This is a genomic window from Paraburkholderia sp. RAU2J, assembly GCF_003634845.1.
GTDB lineage: Bacteria > Pseudomonadota > Gammaproteobacteria > Burkholderiales > Burkholderiaceae > Paraburkholderia > Paraburkholderia fynbosensis.
Map to the genome: position 1 here is coordinate 1,061,413 of NZ_RBXG01000002.1, position 16,489 is coordinate 1,077,901.

The 16,489-nt window shown below is 59.3% G+C and carries 14 protein-coding genes; 12 read left to right on the forward strand and 2 right to left on the reverse strand.

Annotation, left to right across the window (positions count from 1 at the left end; translation table 11 throughout):
• Positions 1-5: 5 nt before the first annotated feature.
• The 3 genes from B0G69_RS22235 to rpoD all read left to right on the forward strand — a co-directional run bounded on the left by B0G69_RS22235 (position 6) and on the right by rpoD (position 3,555).
• Positions 6-737 carry an IS6 family transposase gene (locus B0G69_RS22235; RefSeq protein ID WP_121321056.1) on the forward strand — a complete coding sequence of 244 codons (732 nt, stop codon included), beginning with the start codon at positions 6-8 and terminating at the stop codon, positions 735-737.
• A 206-nt stretch (positions 738-943) separates the two neighbouring features.
• The gene (locus B0G69_RS22240) at positions 944-1,261 is read left to right on the forward strand and encodes a hypothetical protein (protein ID WP_121321058.1); all 318 of its coding nucleotides are present in this window, start codon (positions 944-946) and stop codon (positions 1,259-1,261) included.
• 764 nt (positions 1,262-2,025) lie between these two features.
• Positions 2,026-3,555, forward strand: a complete 1,530-nt coding sequence (rpoD, locus tag B0G69_RS22245; protein ID WP_241991432.1) for an RNA polymerase sigma factor RpoD — start codon at positions 2,026-2,028, stop codon at positions 3,553-3,555.
• A 160-nt stretch (positions 3,556-3,715) separates the two neighbouring features.
• On the opposite strand, the gene B0G69_RS22250 is transcribed toward rpoD, so the two are convergent.
• Entirely contained in the window at positions 3,716-5,101 is a 1,386-nt protein-coding gene (locus B0G69_RS22250; protein WP_121321060.1) for a hypothetical protein, read from the reverse strand.
• 432 nt (positions 5,102-5,533) lie between these two features.
• On the opposite strand from B0G69_RS22250, the gene B0G69_RS22255 reads away from it, so the two are divergent.
• The 9 genes from B0G69_RS22255 (at position 5,534) to B0G69_RS22300 (ending at position 13,667) form a co-directional block, all read left to right on the forward strand.
• Positions 5,534-6,703 carry a tryptophan leader peptide gene (locus B0G69_RS22255; RefSeq protein ID WP_241991433.1) on the forward strand — a complete coding sequence of 390 codons (1,170 nt, stop codon included), beginning with the start codon at positions 5,534-5,536 and terminating at the stop codon, positions 6,701-6,703.
• A 1,287-nt stretch (positions 6,704-7,990) separates the two neighbouring features.
• A complete protein-coding gene (locus tag B0G69_RS22265) occupies positions 7,991-8,587 on the forward strand; it encodes an NUDIX domain-containing protein (protein ID WP_241991434.1) in 597 nt (198 codons plus the stop codon).
• Between the two features lie 127 nt (positions 8,588-8,714).
• A complete protein-coding gene (locus B0G69_RS22270) occupies positions 8,715-9,173 on the forward strand; it encodes an NUDIX hydrolase (RefSeq protein ID WP_121321064.1) in 459 nt (152 codons plus the stop codon).
• A 127-nt stretch (positions 9,174-9,300) separates the two neighbouring features.
• Positions 9,301-9,552, forward strand: a complete 252-nt coding sequence (locus B0G69_RS22275; RefSeq protein ID WP_121321066.1) for a hypothetical protein — start codon at positions 9,301-9,303, stop codon at positions 9,550-9,552.
• Between the two features lie 488 nt (positions 9,553-10,040).
• Positions 10,041-10,364, forward strand: a complete 324-nt coding sequence (locus tag B0G69_RS22280; RefSeq protein ID WP_241991541.1) for a VOC family protein — start codon at positions 10,041-10,043, stop codon at positions 10,362-10,364.
• A 204-nt stretch (positions 10,365-10,568) separates the two neighbouring features.
• Positions 10,569-11,414, forward strand: a complete 846-nt coding sequence (locus tag B0G69_RS22285; protein WP_121321070.1) for a methyltransferase domain-containing protein — start codon at positions 10,569-10,571, stop codon at positions 11,412-11,414.
• Positions 11,415-11,651: 237 nt separating this feature from the next.
• Positions 11,652-12,167: a GNAT family N-acetyltransferase gene (locus B0G69_RS22290; protein ID WP_121321072.1), complete on the forward strand. Its 516-nt coding sequence runs from the start codon at positions 11,652-11,654 to the stop codon at positions 12,165-12,167.
• Between the two features lie 158 nt (positions 12,168-12,325).
• Complete coding sequence (locus B0G69_RS22295; RefSeq protein WP_121321074.1) at positions 12,326-12,811, forward strand: GNAT family N-acetyltransferase; 486 nt, start codon at positions 12,326-12,328, stop codon at positions 12,809-12,811.
• Between the two features lie 301 nt (positions 12,812-13,112).
• Positions 13,113-13,667, forward strand: coding sequence for an AAA family ATPase (locus tag B0G69_RS22300; protein ID WP_121323820.1), 555 nt, complete (start codon positions 13,113-13,115; stop codon positions 13,665-13,667).
• A gap of 836 nt (positions 13,668-14,503) precedes the next feature.
• On the opposite strand, the gene B0G69_RS22305 is transcribed toward B0G69_RS22300, so the two are convergent.
• The gene (locus B0G69_RS22305; RefSeq protein WP_241991435.1) at positions 14,504-16,255 is read right to left on the reverse strand and encodes a PQQ-dependent sugar dehydrogenase; all 1,752 of its coding nucleotides are present in this window, start codon (positions 16,253-16,255) and stop codon (positions 14,504-14,506) included.
• Positions 16,256-16,489 lie beyond the last annotated feature (234 nt).

Consider the following 16,489-nt stretch of genomic DNA (forward strand, 5'->3'; position numbering starts at 1 on the left):
GGGGGATGAAGAAGAACCCCTCGCCGTATCACGGCTTCCGTTTTCCAGCCGCAGTTATCAGTTGCGCGGTACGCTGGTACCACCGTTTCAACCTGAGCCTGCGCGACATCGAGGAATTGCTGCTCGAGCGCGGCGTCGTGGTCAGCTACGAGTCGGTGCGCAACTGGTGCGAACGGTTCGGCGCGATGTTTGCCTACCAGGTGAAAGCGGTCCGGCCGCGGCCGGGCACGACGTGGCATCTCGATGAGCTGTTCGTCAAACTGCGCGGTAAGCCGTACGTGCTGTGGCGTGCAGTGGATCAGCACGGCGTCGAACTGGACGTGCTGCTGCAAAAGCGCCGTGACAAGACTGCGGCAAGGCGCTTCTTCAGAAAGATGCTGCGCTCGCACCCGGTGCCCCGGAAGATTGTCACCGACCAGCTGAGCAGCTATCCGGCGGCAAAGGCCGAGTTGCTGCAGCTGGCCGATGTGAAGCACGTCTTCGTGAAGGCCTCGGCTCGGGTCAATAATCGTGTGGAGAACAGCCACCAGCCGACGCGCCGGCGTGAGCGTCAGATGCAGGGTTTCCGTGACCCGCGGCGCACGCAGCGCTTTCTGTCGAACTTCGGCCCGATCCGTCAGCACTTCGCGCTACCCCAGCACAGGATGAGTGCGGGTGACCATCGCTCACAACTGCGGGCACGCCTGGCCAGCTGGTTCCAGTGGACCGCTACTGAGCCGACTGACATCGCTCGCTAATCAACAGGAATCCTACTCGTACTGCATTGGTACATGCCCGCGTCGTCAACTTGACAATGCCGTGGCAAGTCATCGATGCGCGATGCTGGCCCTGAGTCTCAGCTGCCGTTGCGGCAGACACGCCTCCATAGCGCACACAGGAGTAACGCTGTCACGATGGGGCAATGGGGCTACACTCACAGTCATGGAAGTGTCAGGAGAATGCCATGACGCACGATGACCCTGAAAGCACCTTTCGCGGGTTACCGCTTACCGCGGAGCAGGACGCGGAAGTGAGACACTACATAAAGGGCCGAACCCAGCGTGGCCTCCCATGGGACACCCCGGAACTGGGTGCGATGCTCAAGGACATGCTACAGCCGCCGGGTGACGGCAACGACGAACCCGATGTCCCGACAGACGAAATGAAAGCTGCCGCCGAGCGTGCAATGGCCTCCATTGACGAAGCGATGGAACCCATTGAAGCGGACGAGGAGCGGAATGCCGCGATCGAGTCGGAAAGTATGAAAGGGCCTAAACGATAGGCCCGCGAGCAACGGTGAATTTTCCCTGCTGGCGCCGCTTCCCGGCGGCGTCTGCGACGTCAGCTTCATGCGTGCGGTGTGCATGCTTTCTACACTTGAGCGAATGCTGTCGGTCTCCGTCGCGATAGAGCGTGTCACGACGTTTCCGTTGAACGCAAGGGAGCACATCGGCGTTCAAGGCTGCCGCGGATCCGGTTAAGTCAGTGTTGCGGGAAGACGCTCGCCACGCTCCACGACGTGTTCCGGAGACAGGGACCGTCCGCACATCGGGCAGGCCGGCGTTGTGTCCGCGAACAGCGGATCGAGCCCGTCATAATTGCCGCCATGGCTGAGATCGCGCAGGCAACTGAGGTACCACCCTCCGGACGTCGACTCGTCGCCAAAGCTTTCAATGATCGATCCAGCGTGTCCGCATGGACACTGTACGTAGGTGATTGCGCGCGTCTTCATGATTCACCGTCAACGACGAACTTCAGACACTTGAGCGCGCAAATCCTGGGCCTGCGCCAGAAGCTAATCGGTTGGGCGGTGACTGAGGGGTGAAACCGTGACCGCTTGCTGTCATTTGTACGCTAAAGGTCACCGGAAGACGACCAGCCGGTCGAGCAACTGTCGGGCGGCGACATCCCTTTGGCGGAGTTCGAGTCGGCGACCCGATGGCCCGGGCTGCCCTTTGCGGCTCGCGAGCCCTCATGTTGGGACGAGGCGTCAACCTGTTCGGCACAGCTTGAGCATAACGATGCGGCGTTACCGAATAAACGGCCGTGACCAGCCTCGCAACATGGTCGCCGTCTTCTCGCGTGAGCAGGGCGTCCAGACTCCCGATATCAGCGCGAGGTTGCCGCGGACCGACTAGGCGCAGTCCCGCGACGAACGCCCGACAGGCGACTGTCCACACGATCCTTGCGAGTGTTGAGCAGATCGAGGCCGGTGAACTGCGCATTGACGAACTGGTTGATGGTCTCAACGACGACTCCGCCGACGCACCGGATAGGGTCGCCGAAACCGTCGAGGATGACGAAGGCGATGAAGGCAGCGAGCCTGGAGAGGACGATCCGTCGAAGGCGAACGCAGCGCGTCTGAAACAGCTCACGACCGACAGCCTCGCGATATTTTCACGAGTGCGCGAACTGTTCAATCAGATTCCGCGTGCCGGGGCCGAGCAAGGCCAGGGCCGGGCGGCCTTCGCGCGCATAAGCGCAGCGATCCAGCGCGAACTGGCGCCCATCCGCTTCACGGCGCGAACCATCGATCGGTTGTGTGCCGACGTGCAGCAACAGGTCGCGCAGGTGCGCGCGGTGGAGCGGCGTGTTTTACAGATCGCCGTCGACCGCTGCGGGATGCCGCGCGAGAATTTCGTCGAGTCCTTTCCGGGCCACGAAACCGATTGTGGCTGGACTGCACGCACGGCCGCGGCGTCGCGCGCGTATGGCGCCGCGCTCGAACGCAGTCTGCCTGCGATTCAGGCCGAACAGGAGAAGCTGATCGATATCGAAGCGAACGCCGGGCTGCCGCTGCAAGAGTTGAAAAAGATCAACCGGCAGATGATGGCGGCCGAGTCGAAAATGCGGCAGGCGAAGCGCGAGATGATCGAGGCGAACCTGCGTCTTGTGATCTCCATTGCGAAGAAGTACGTGAACCGCGGCATGCATTTTCTGGATCTGATTCAGGAAGGCAATATCGGCCTGATGAAAGCGGTCGACAAATTCGAATATCGACGCGGCTGGAAGTTCTCGACCTACGCAACCTGGTGGGTACGGCAAGCCGTCACGCGTTCGCTTGCGGATCAGGCGCGCACGATTCGCGTGCCAGTGCATATGATCGAGTCGATCAACAAGCTCAACCGGATTTCACGCGAGATTCTCCAGCAGACCGGGCACGAGGCTCAGCCTGCGGCGCTGGCACAGCGCATGGAATTGCCGGAAGAGAAGGTTCGCGGCATGTTGAAGGTCGCAAGGCAGCCCGTGTCGCTCGAGACGCCGGTGGGCGAGGACGCCGACGCGACGCTTGGCGACATGATCGAAGATCCGATGGCGGCATCGCCTGCGGACGCGGCCGTGCAGGCGAAACTGCGCGCCGCAATCGATGAGGCGCTCGATGCGCTGTCGCCGCGTGAGGCGAAGGTGCTACGGATGCGTTTCGGGATCGATACCACGTCCGACCATACGCTCGAGGAGCTGGGCAAACAGTTCGACCTGACGCGCGAACGGATCCGGCAGATCGAAAGCAAGGCGATCCGAAAACTGATGCACCCGGGGCGTGCCGACAAGCTACGGCAATTTCTAGACCATTGAGCCACAGAGCCGGGCGTCGGCGTGTTGCGTTGTCCTCGAGGACGGGATGCGCAGTCTACCGTCGGTCGGGAACAGGGCGATTCTTCGCGCGCCGGGGCCAGGCTACCCCGATGCGCTTCATGCGTCATTGCAGAACAGGTCGTGGCACGCTACCACCGACTCACAAGAGGACTGCCTGCTGCAAAAGCTGCAGCGCCTTCAGTTCGTCCAGTCGACCCGTGCGCGCCTTACCTGCCAGCGTCTTGATCAATGCTTCGGCGATCGGTTCTATGCCGTGAAGATTATCCAGACTGGTCACGGAAGGGAAGGGGAGCGGCACCGGATTGCGCTGCGAGATTGCAGTGACTGGGAGCGACTCCGGGGTTGCTGGTGCGGCTGCCGGGAGTTCGCCATCACGTTCTTCAGATGCGCGACGGGCAGGCTCGTCAGGAACATTATTGACATGACCCTGCTGGCTGACGACGGCCGCTGGCTTTTCTTCTGCGACATCCGCCGGAACGGGTGAGGCGTTTTCCGGCTTTGTCCGGACGCCCGCCCGCGCGCGCCCAGTGTGCGCCTTCGCATCGGCTGGCTTCACTGGCACGCCATCCTTCGTCGCAGCCGCGAGCGGCTCATCCTGTTCAACGGATGCACGGCCGCGGGAGGCCGGCGTGAGCAAATGCGACACCGGCTCCGGGATCTCGGCTTCGGAGCGCGGCGTGTCCAGCCAGCCAGCGGGCAAACCAAGTCGCTCCGTGAAACGGTTTGCTTCGACATTGTCCAGACGTTTCTTGCCATATAGCCGATGGGCCATGTCGGATCCGCTCATCGCCATGACTACACCCAGTCTTGCTTTCGATCCGTTGCGACCCGTGAGAATGTGGAGGTTGGCGCGCCGGATGTTTTCTACCTCGCCGCTGTCGTCCAAGGCCAGGGGTTGCTGTTGGGTTGTTGCAGCAGATATCCGCTGTTTCGAAGGCGAGCCTTTTCGCGGCGCATGAGGGGCAGACTGTTCGCCCATCTGGCTTCGGCTATTCCTGACGGCCTTGGGCGACCCGCCCGTTGCTTTCTTCGGCATTTGCGCTTCCTCGGACAAACTGGTTTCAGGATAGGGTTGTTGGCCGCCGCTCAGGGCGAAATCCGGTTCAGGTGTTTCCGACACTGCTTCCGGTTCGTCGTCGGTTTGAACGAAGTCGAGCGGTGATTTCAGGCGGGCGATGGTTTCGGGCGCGAGCGCAGGATGGGGCTGGTCAAAGAAACCGTGAGGCAATCCAAGCGTGGTTTCCATGTGAAAGGCGGTCTCCGGCGTGAACTTCTCGCCCTTCGTCAGTTCGGCCACTCGCGCCATGTTTGATCCAAGCCCCAGGGCGATATTCTCTGCACCCACCGTATCGACCAGAAACTGGAACGACCGGGTTTTGAAAATGGAGGCAGTCTGGGCGGAGTCCCGGGCAGGTGCATTGACGTACGGTTGTCTCTGCCGGTTGGACTGGGATTGCTTCACGTGACGAGGTTGGCGCTGGCCGCTGTCCCGAGATCCCGCATATCGTCCGCGGGGTTGACTCATAAAGTAGGCTCCATGCGATCATTGGTGTGCTGACTTTCTGATTATAAATGAGGCGATGCTGGCATTTGGCGCGTCAGCTCTGCTGGGCGGAAATGTACGCACGGGCCGAAGCCCCGGCGCGATACGGCGTCAGCGTTCGCATATGCTGCAAGTCCGCTCACGCCGCAAGGATCGCGCCGAACTGTCCCGGAAGAACACGGGCCGCCGCCGGTTTACGGCCCCGGCCGAGTGTGCAAGTATCGTTGCAGCGTGCATAACGCACACGTTGCGAGGTTCAGGATGGCCTGGAGACTGTGGAAAACCGGGAAGCGGCAAGACGGGACGCGGAGCTGGCCCAGCGATACACATCAGTCGATACAGCAACTTCTGGGCATGTACCTGGGCGGCGGTTCAGCACCGTTCGCAGGGTGGGCCGCCCCTGGCATCACATTCATGCCCGACGTCGAACCAGTCCTCCGAAACGGCGTTCGAGGATATCAGCTTGCCCTCTGGTTCTGGCTCTTTGCGGAGAAGCACGGCACTATTGCGGCACGAATGGCCCGTGAGTCCTTCGGCCTGCTCGCTGAGGCAGCGCAGCCGTCGTCCGGCGACAAAATCGATGCGCTCCTCGACCTCGAAAACCGCCTCGCGCATTCTGTCGAGGGAATTTCCTCCGGGGAACGCAGGTTCCGGCTGGAGGGTCTCCCGGTGGAGCTCCCAATGGAATTTTTTCTGGCCACCGGCTTCCTGCGCCTCTCGCCCGAATCGCCTTACGCTGGAGACGAGAGCGGCAGTCTGCAGGGCAATGACTACAAGCTCGCTGACTGCTTTCGTCATGCGACCGAAGGGGCACTGGCGATGTTCCGACCGATGATAGACGCGGTCGAGTTCGATGCGAAATCGCTGCCCAACTGGAAATGGAGCACCCATCCCGGCGCTGCCGAGCGACACCTGCAACGCCGCCACAGCAACCCGCTCTTTCCCCTGCATCGCCAAATGGTGACGGCTGACGACGTCTATGAGTCACGGCTTGCGGATGCCCGAGCACTGCATGAGATCAGCAACGAGCTTGGCGATCTCAGCGACTCGTTCTTCCAGACGGCAGAGCTCCCGTTGAACTGGCAATCGTTCCTCGAGGGCTATCGGGACTATGTCGACAGACTCGAAGAACGGTGCCTCGCGGCGGGCGGGCAGAATGCGGCACTTGGTGAAGCAATTGCAAGACTGCGCAATGACATCCTTGCGACCTGGCGCACTTCGCTTCACAAGAACCGGCACAGTCTTGCCGCGCTGGACCAGGAAGAAGCACAAAGGAGTGAGCGCCGCGCGCTGCTCTACGGATGCGACTGGACCGCTCAGCTTCTGAGTAACGGCTCTTTGATACCGCCAGAAGAGGTAGTTCCTGCCCTGTTGAGCCAGTCCCCCTCTGAACTCGAGAAGGTCGTCGCCGCCGTGCAGGCTGAACCGCGATTGCACGAGACGCTTTCCCAGTGCCGTGCGACCGCACATCGACTTGTCACCGAGACCAGCGTGGGCGGCAAGAATATTCCCGACATTGGCGACAAACTTCGCATTCTTTGGGGGCCCGACCGGGCGGGTGCCGGCGTGACCTCCCTCGCTTGAAGTCGCGTTCTATGTGCCAGAAGGGCGCAGACCCAACGCACCTTCCTTTTTTGGATACCTAACGGTAAGACTGGCAGCCGCTCACAACCTAACAATTTCTCTATTTGAAACGCTGCGGACATTCGCGCGGATCGGGGCGGTGCGCCGGAAAACCTGACCCGCCCATGCGGTCGGCATTGAACATGTCGACCTTGCGGCACATACTCGCTGACTCGCAGACCCACGGTTGAACGACCGGTACCCGGGATGCGGCAGGCGCTTGCCAACGGACTTCAGAGGACGGGGCCCGGCCGCGAGTTGTCGTTCGCGCGACTGAGAAAGCTGTCACCCAATGGCCGGGTCACTTCAGGACCTGCCGGATGCCCGATGGAAGCGAATCGGCCATAGCCGACGCTCACTGTTCAGCCGCCGTGCGGCTGCAGTACACCGCGTTGCTGTCGTTCGCGATGAGATGCTGTCGAACGTCGGCTTCCGGGAACGGTGAACGTGTCTTGACGACCCACTGCCGACCTTCGATCGATGCCGGCCAATGCCCGCTTTGCATCCGGGTTCGGTCGCACGGCAAAGGGGCGCGACATCCGTGCCGAACAGACTGAGAACGCTACCGAGGGCGGCCGGAACTCTTCGGTCGCGACTTAAACCGCGCAACCTCTTTGTCGGTGAGCACGTAGTCATTGCAGTCATGCAGGCGGGCGAAGGCGAGATCCAGAAATGCCCGTACGCGCTTCGGTTGAGCAGTGCGGTTCCCGTAGTAAAGATGTAACCCGATGTGCTTTGTCGCTGGACATGGCGAGAAGCAAGCACGACAAAGGAATCCAACGAGGTTGAGCGAGGCGCAGTTAGAGGAAGTTGTCTTGCCGCATCTGAGTACGAGTAGGCGCGGTCCGGCACCCACGCTTAGGTAGCGCAGGCTATCCAACTTCATCCTGCAGTTGATACATGGGGTGTCAGTGTGAGGAGTTGCCGATCGAAGATGATTCGCAGAGCCTCCCTGCGATCCACTACACGCGCATCTATCGATGCCTTTCGGCGGTGGCAAGGCGCCGGAGTGCGAATGGCCAGACTCTGAACTCATGACGACCGTGACGGATGCTGCAGGTGAATTCGCAGCCACGTATCCTGCGTTCGGCGAGGCAATCTTGGAACGTGAGGCCGGGCAATCATATCGGATGCGAAGTGGCAGTTGCCCGATCCCCGACATGGAAAGCTGGCTGAGCCGCTACCTGCAAGCCGTCGTGAAATCGCACGCGGGCGAGCGGCCGCTCTGGAGATGCCCGGCTGTCGCTTGTGGGTCGGTTTGGTGCGTTCGCCGTCGGCCTGCGTTCGGCCACTTTCGGCCGTTCGACAAGGCCGTTCAGATCCGCGACAATCGCCTCCGATGCCGAGGTTCGGTTTTCCATCTCAACGGTTCGACTTTCCTATGCGGGTGGCATTTTGAATGACGAGAGCTACATCGGTTGGTTGAGACAGAAGGTCGGTAATGGTTTGATACTGAGCCCGTCGGTTGGGGCCGTGATTCACGATCACGAGGGCAGACTTCTCTTGCAAGAGAAATCTTCGGATGAGGCTTGGAGTTTGCCAGCTGGGGGAATTGAACTGGGTGAAAGCCCCCAAGAAGCAATTGCCCGGGAGGTGATGGAAGAGACCGGATACGCCATCCGCATTCATGGCATTCTCGGCGTCTTCGGCGGCCGAGCATTCCGGTACACGTATCCCAATGGCGATCAGGTTGAATACGTTGCGACGTTGTTTCAGTGCAAGATCACTGGCGGTTCCGGAATTCCTACCGACACCGAAACCAAGGACACCCGGTATTTCAAAAGGCACGAAATGCCCGAACTGGCATTACCGTATTCGATCGACGATTTGTTCCTCAAGTTCTAAAAGCTGATGGCAAGCCAGGTACGCGTGATCGGCAGCGGTCGGCCATCGACGCCGGTCGACATACGCCTCGGAATTGCCGACAATCGCTATCCTGAGCAAGATCAAACGCTGCCTAAACTACGGTTCCATGATCATCGACTTTGTCTGGCGTATGGCACTTCGCATCGGATATCCGCTTGCTCGTGTCTGGTGGCACCTTCGACGACCCAGCCATCAGGGGGCGCTTGTCGCAATCTATGTCGGGCAGTCGCTGTTGCTCGTGAAAGCATCGTACCGGACCGCTTGGAATCTTCCGGGAGGAAGTGTCCATCCCGGAGAGACGCCCGAGGCAGCCGCGCAGCGCGAAATGGAAGAGGAAATTGGTCTGTCGTCGTACACATTGCTCCCGGTGGGCAGCGTCTGCGGCGCCTGGGACGGACGACGAGACCGGGTGCATTTCTTCGAACTACACCTCGATCGCCTACCCGAGCTGCGGATCGATAATCGCGAGATTGTCGCCGCGCATCTGGCAACGCCGGAGGAATTGCATGGCTTCGGACTGACAGCGCCAGTGGCTGCGTATCTGAGCGGAGATCTTTGCCGTTAGATGTCGACCGGGTGGCATCCCGGCTGCCCGGAGCTTGAGAACGCCGCTCGCATCCAGTATGACCGCGCCCGCCCGCTTGTCCGGCTGACTATCGTGCGCACCAATCTTATGTGGGAAAACAAAAGTGATGAAGAAGACGAGAATTTCGATCATTCTGTTCGTGTTGGCCGTGCTCAGCCCGCTGGCGCATGCGAGCCTGGCTACAGGTGCCCACGAGTTCAAGAACGATGTCAAGACGGCAGTAAAGAAGAGCGGGCATGCTGTGCGCGATGCCGCGCACGCGGTCGGCCACGGTGCGAAGGAGGCCGGCCATGCTGTTGCCGATGCAACAAGGCACGGCTATCACGCGACGAAAAAGTTCGTGACAGGGCACGGATAAGGGTCGCTTCGCGGCAACTGAGGCGGCGACTGCGGATCCAGAGCGCCACAGCAGGCCGCTCGTGTCATGGACGATCGCCGCTCTTGGCTGAGTCGTATCAACTGCGACAGCGCGGTCGTTCTGCCGCCAATCTGTGATGTCCAGACGGTGGCCGGCGCTTGCCTAGCCGTTTTCCCACGCTAACTGCCGTTACTGCAGCCTTGCAGCGAGGGGGGAGAATTGTCGCCGGACGACCCGCCGGCCACAACCGCCCGACCGCATCCAGCTTTCGTGGCATTAGGGGTTCAGCTGCTACGCCAGGTGGGGTTGGACGCCCGGCAGTTTGCATGTGGCGTCATCGGGCAGAAGCCGGCCCAGTTTCGGCCACTCGACGATATGACGTAGATCGTGGACAATCGTTTGTCTCGCCAGTTTTGAGCGTCTAATAATCTGCCGGCTTTTGAACCTGTCTGAGGGCATCTATGCGAATCAGAACCACGTATTTGAAAGTGAAGGACATGGAGCGGGCCACTGCGTTCTGGGAAACCGTATTAGATTGCTCGCCGAGTCGTAAGTCGGAAAGGTGGACGGAATTTTCTCTAGGTGAAGTCCGCTTCGCGTTATTGTTGAATGATTTTGGCGACGAGTTCGCCGGTAGCGGATGCGTGCCCGTGTTCGAATTCGATGTATCTGGATTGCATACGTTTCTGAACCGTGCAAAGGCTCACGGTGCAACAGTTGTCCTTGATGGCTTAAATAACGAAACAATGAAGAGCATGGTACTGGCGAGTCCCGACGGCCACGAATTCGAGCTTTGCATTTGCCACGACTAGTTCGTTTTTTGGTGGAAAGACATAAGCTTTGCTAGGTTAAGGCTGCGCACCCCGGCGCATGAGGCAGTGAACGGCCATGAAGGGACAGCCTACATCGACGACAATCTAGAGGGCTCTCTTCTCTAAGTTCTGTCGGGAGCGTTGAAAATGCACGCTGCCTGGGGCAACCATGCACTCCATGGCACTAACTTCGACGAGGATTAAATGAACTTCAATAAAAGAGCCGACGTAGCTGAAATTCGAGCATTTCACGCGAAGCTTATGGCTGCTGCCAGCAAGTCCATTGATCCTCGACTCGAAAGGGTTTTTGAACTTGTTCCACGAGAAGCTTTTCTGCCTCCCGGTCCGTGGAAAGTCATGGTAGATAATCGCTATTTCGAAACGCCGAGCGACGACCCGGCTTATCTTTACCAGAACGCCTTAATTGCGCTTGACGCGACGAAAGGAATCAACAACGGCGAGCCGTTTCTTCATGCCGCCTGGATCGGCGCGACAAGCCCCAAGAGCGGCGACACTGTCTCCCATATCGGCATTGGAGCCGGGTATTACACCGCGATATTGTCTGCGCTCGTGGTTCCGGGAGGGCGTGTCGAAGCTTTTGAGATCGACCCCGCCCTAGCTGAGAAGGCGCGCGACAACTTGCGAGCGTTCGAAGGCGTGAGTGTGACGCATGGCGATGCGACAACGCTGCCAGTCCCTTCGTCCGACCTGATATACGTTAATGCTGGTGTCAAAGTTTTGCCACGATCATGGCTGCTCGCGCTTCGACCGCAAGGGCGCCTGATTTTCCCCTGGCGCCCATCTGAAAAAGTCGGCGTTGCTGTGCTGCTAACGCGAACTGACGCTGGCTTCGCGGCAAGACCTTTTATGCCCTCCTGGTTTATCCCATGTGTCGGAGGCGCGGGAACGTTTGATGACGCAGTGAAGGACCCAACTCTTGACGATGCCTGGGCTATTCAATCTGTTTGGCTTACCTCCGACAGAGCGCCCGATGAAACCTGCGTCGCGGCATACCGGCACCTTTGGTTCTCGTCGTCACCGTTGCATTAATCGTTGTAGCGATCCGTCGGCGCATACTAGGCGTCGAGATTCAGCAGGCGTCTGACGGTCCGCTTTCGACATAAACGACTGGCACTTCCGGATCGCGTGCTGCCAAACGCAGCCGTGCAAGAGCGAAGCACGTATGCCGATCGCATGAGCCGGCACCCGGCCAACTGCGGTCATTCGACATTCGCTCTCCGATAGTCGACAATCGATGCCGCGCACATCCCCGAAACCGCCACGACCATGTCCACACCTACGCTACGCCTGATCGACCGTCAGGTACCAAACGACGTAGACCGGCTGCAAGCCGTGCTGGAAGCTGCTCCTGGTTATAGCTTGGCCGTCGAGGGGAAGTTGCCCACTCCGGACGCCGCCATTGAGGTGCTGGATGCGCTGCCGCCAGGCAAGGACCACTCGGATAAGTCCGTCTACGAGATTGCTCTCGATGCCGAACCGGTCGGATGTCTTGAGATGGTGCGGGGCTACCCGGAGACCGACATCGCTTTCATCGGCCTGTTGCTGTTCCAGGAAGGATCGCAGGGGCGGGGCTTTGGTCCACAGGTTCTGCGTCGGGCTGAGGCAATCGGCATAAGTTGGCAATGCCGCGCCTTGCGCATTGCCGTCATCGACACAAACCCTCGGGCGCTCGCCTTCTGGGAGCGCGAGGGCTTCATTGAGCTGCTTCGCAAACCAGCGATGGATTTTGTTGGGCAAGCGATAGTGATGGAGCGTGCGCTTCCTGCGGCTGAAGGTATCTGAGGCTAGTCAGTGGTCCTTTTGAAGCTTACATTTCAAGCCGCTTCGTTTAGGGCATCAGTCGGCCACGGGCGGTCCGTCAGTAAGCCGTCAAGGATCGGCGACAATTTTGATTCGAAGTACGCTATTGCAATCTCTTTCTCTTGCGCTTATCTCCTGACATGTTGCCGTCTGTTGACGAACTTCTCGCGCTTGACGCTCTTACGTTACGCGAACACACAGAGCAGGCTGGTGATACCTTCGACGTAGACGAGCAGCGGGTGCAGTTGCAGAAGTCGTTGGAGGTGAATGAAGTGTGCTCAGTGCGGCGGGACGGCAATCTCGTTGCTTACGCGATGCTTCGGCCGGAATCGGGAGTGTGCTGGTTCGTTGGCGCATTTGCTATACATCCCCTGTACCGAACCTATGCCGTTATAACCGAACTGCTCGCGAAGGTAGCCGCGCTGGCGATCGACCGAGGGATTGTCGAGCTGAAGAGTCACGTGTACAAGACCAACCGATTATCTATCGCCTTCCATCGCAAACTGGGCTTTCGCGTGACGCGTGAGAATGACAAAGGGTTCGAATTCTTCACCGCGGTACATGAATTGACCGGGCGGCCAGCAGTTCGCCGCGTTGCGGCCAACGGTTGCGCCCCCTCCAGGTAACTCGCTATCAACGAGCTTTAGGCTTGATCGACGGGAAGTACGCACGGCCTTCGGAGGAACCATCCAGCCGCCTAGACGGATGGCTTATGCCACGCTTATAAGCCGGGAACCGACCAAACAGGGACATTAGATTCAGTCTGCTACATCGTCGGCGAATGATGCGGCTGTTGGTCGCCGTTTACTCGCGACCTCTCCGCTGTTAACAGATCCGGTGCCCAGCAGTGAACTCTCTGCGACTATGCGTCGACCGTTGACAATGCGGACCTGTATCATTCGCCAATTGAAACATACGCTGATGTCAATGCAGACAACCAAAATCATCTTGCTAAACGGCGTGGGCAGCTCAGGCAAGACCTCTTTGGCCCGCGCTCTGCAGGCAGCGTCCGGGGACGCGTTTTTGCATGTCCAGATGGACGCGTTTCTAGCGATGCTACCGACTCGTTACCTCGACGATCCCGATGGATTCACCTTCGCGTCGTCGACCGTGGAAGGACACAAGGTCGTATCAATACACAGCGGTACGGTTGCCCAACGCGCCATGCGGGGTATGCGACACGCTATCGTTGCACTGGCATCTAACGGGAACAACCTTATAGTTGATGAGGTTCTTCTTGGAGATGAAAAAAATGATTATGTTCGCCTGTTCGAGCCATTCCAGCTAATCACTGTTGGCGTCCACTGTCCGCTCCACGTGCTTGAGGAACGAGAACGGCAACGAGGTGATCGGCTTGTCGGTTTAGCTAGATGGCAATACGACAAGGTGCATACGGGGATGACCTACGGCGTCACGGTCGACACCAGCGAAGCTACGCCTGAGGAATGCGCACAAGTCGTACTACGAGCGCTGTCATCGTGAATTTGTGGTAAGTGTCGGCTCCCGCTGGCTACGAAGACTCCGCGTCCGCTCACGCGACCGTCCGCTTCGTAGAAAGTCGAGCGTCTCTTCAGGGTTGGCTACGGCCGACCGCATCGGGCAGTAGCGGGCCATGAACGGTCATCCATCCGTCGCCCCCAGAGCGGCTGGAACGGCAGGCGCCCTGCTGCCAACGCACGTTTCAGCCCGACGCGAGCACCGGGCAACAAATTGCGACAAACGCTGACGAATTCTGGACAAGCCTGCCTGGCAACTGGGGCGACCGCGTATGAAGACATTCCACGGGAAACGCAATAGAGGCTTCTCTCGCCGTTGTCTGTCGAGCGAATTTGGAAGGTAAGATGCCGCATGGATCTGAGTTAGACCCGCTGATAAGCGGGATGCCATACAGTCGACTGTGTGGCGGGAGACGAATATGCGCAGCCTGGTCGTCATCTCAATGCTTTTTGTCCTGGGAGCGCGTTCTCTCAATTCGCATGCCGAAATCGATCGCCGCTGCGTATCCGTACAGATCAGCGCGTGTAATTCCACACTGGCACGATGTCAGTGCACATCCCCCGGCCGGACAGGTCAACCTGATTACGTAGCGGAACAACAGAGAAGGTGCGCGCAGGATTGCCAAGAGGCATATCAAAAATGCCTGGCTGACGCGACTCGATCGTGTTACCGATAGACGAGGCTCTGGCGCTTTCGGCGGTATTCGGCCAGAAAGCGTCATTCGCCCGACCGTCGCTCGGACGCTCAGATGTCAGCTCCGTCCCACCAAACGGTCATTCCGCTGAAGCTGCCGCCGAGACGGGGCCGCAGAAATCCCCGTGCTACTTGTGCGTAATTCGCCTCACCGTACTGGTAACAAGGTCCACGTAGAAAAGGTCTCCGTTCTGACCAGCTTTCAAATCCACCGGTCCTCCTTGCAGACCCTTCGCAAACGTCTGAGGCGTGTTGTCCGGAGGCTGCATTGTCCAGATGCATTTCCGGAGAAGATCGCCAAAGTACAGGGCGTTCTTAAACTGAGTGGGATAGGTCGTGCTCGTGCCGTCAGTGAACCCAATGGCTGAGAGCACGCTGCCGTTCTGGTCCGGCCCTCCGCCGGACGGCTTGCCGCCGCAGGTCCTTCCCCTGCTGTCCTCGGGCGTAACGTAATCCTGATGAGCGTACGCAAAGAACGGCGGGGTGACATCCGTTCCGCTAACGATGCCGCTTTTCCCGCTGCAGTACTTGCTAGGAGCGGCCGGGAAGGACCGGTACTCAGGTTGGCGAGCTACACCGAAGTCGTTATTGGGGTTCCATCCTTCATAGCATGGCCATCCAAAGTTTAAGTTACGGCCGTTTAAGTTACGGCCGGCAACCCTGACGTGATCGATGGCCTCCCAGGTGTTCCAACCCACATTGCCGATATACAGGTCATCCGTGACGCGCACACCCGTGCCGGGCACGCGGGCGAAGCGGAAAGGATTGCGCAGACCGTTTGCAACCACGGCAACGCTTTGGGTTATCGTGCCTGGGTTCGTCATCCGTAGAATAACGCCATCGCTGTAAGGCCGAACAGTCGACACGCCCTGACTGCGAAACGCCCCCTGGGGCAGATTCGTGCCATCGCCGCAAGCGCTATCCAACTGCCCGTAATCTACCCGGTCGAAGCTTGCGCCGTCGCCGGCGCTGACATAAAGCGTTTTGTTATCGGAGCCGAAGGCCAGGGCGCCAATACTGTGAGACGTATAGAAGAAACACCAGGTCTGGTTGCTTGACCCTGCGGCGGGCAGGATCTTCGTTTCGCTCGTCCCTGTCAAAAGGGAAAGTTGGCCGTGGGTAAGGACGTTTCCGCTGCACGCCCCTGCAGCAGGTGGCGTGGTGTAAAGCACGTAGACATTGCCATCGTTCCGAGGATCGACTGCAAGCCCGAGCAGTCCCCGGTCGGCGTCATTGCAGACTTCGCCGCTCAGGTCGGCAAATAACAAGCAGGTAGGGGTTGACGACAAATCACATTTCCAAACCTTGCCCCCTTTTTCGGCGACGAAAACTTGAGTCTTGTCCCGACTAAAGCTTATCGCCGTCGGCTGGTTGAGACAGCCACTGTACAAAGTGTGCTCGGTAAAATGCTTTGGTAGCGTCGGCTGCGGCTTGGTCGTGAAAGTGGGTTGGCACGCAACCGACTGTCCAACGGAGGCTGCAGCGGGTACAGCAGCGGCCTCGGGAAAAACCGCGTGCGCGGCATTGGTCACAAACGATAACGTCAGCATCAGCATAAGCATCAGCATAAGCGCGGCGATTACCCGGCTTTGGCTTAACCACTTTTCAATAGAGCGCGACACTTTGTCCTCCCGCACGGATCGAACCGCGAGGCAGCGCCGCGCACCACGCGTGAGTCGTTTGGTTTTGACGCCGCAGATTGATTCAATAGTGGGCCGTGCGCCCGCCGACGGCGGACAAAAGACTGTCACCGCTCGCCAGGCAAGTAAGTTGAATGGGAGGATGAGCTTCAGCCGGCACGCGCTCGCCTGGCAAAACCGTTGGATGCCCGAAGCCTGATTTGTCGGTCGCGAGGAAACCAACGCCTGCACCTGGCTCATTGCTCCATCACAGCGCTTTATTCACTGGATGCGCGACAGTGCGATCGTCTCGAACCAAACTGGAAGCTGACGTTGAGCAGACCAATGTCCGAACGGCACAGATGGGTCGACTTGAGCCGGTCGCCGTCGCCGGCATCGTCCGTTCGACAGCCCGGCCTGACTGGGTCCAGGTTACACGGTCGCAGGGACATGGCGATAAAGATTCTTCTTATCTCAATGGCTGTATTTCGGCCG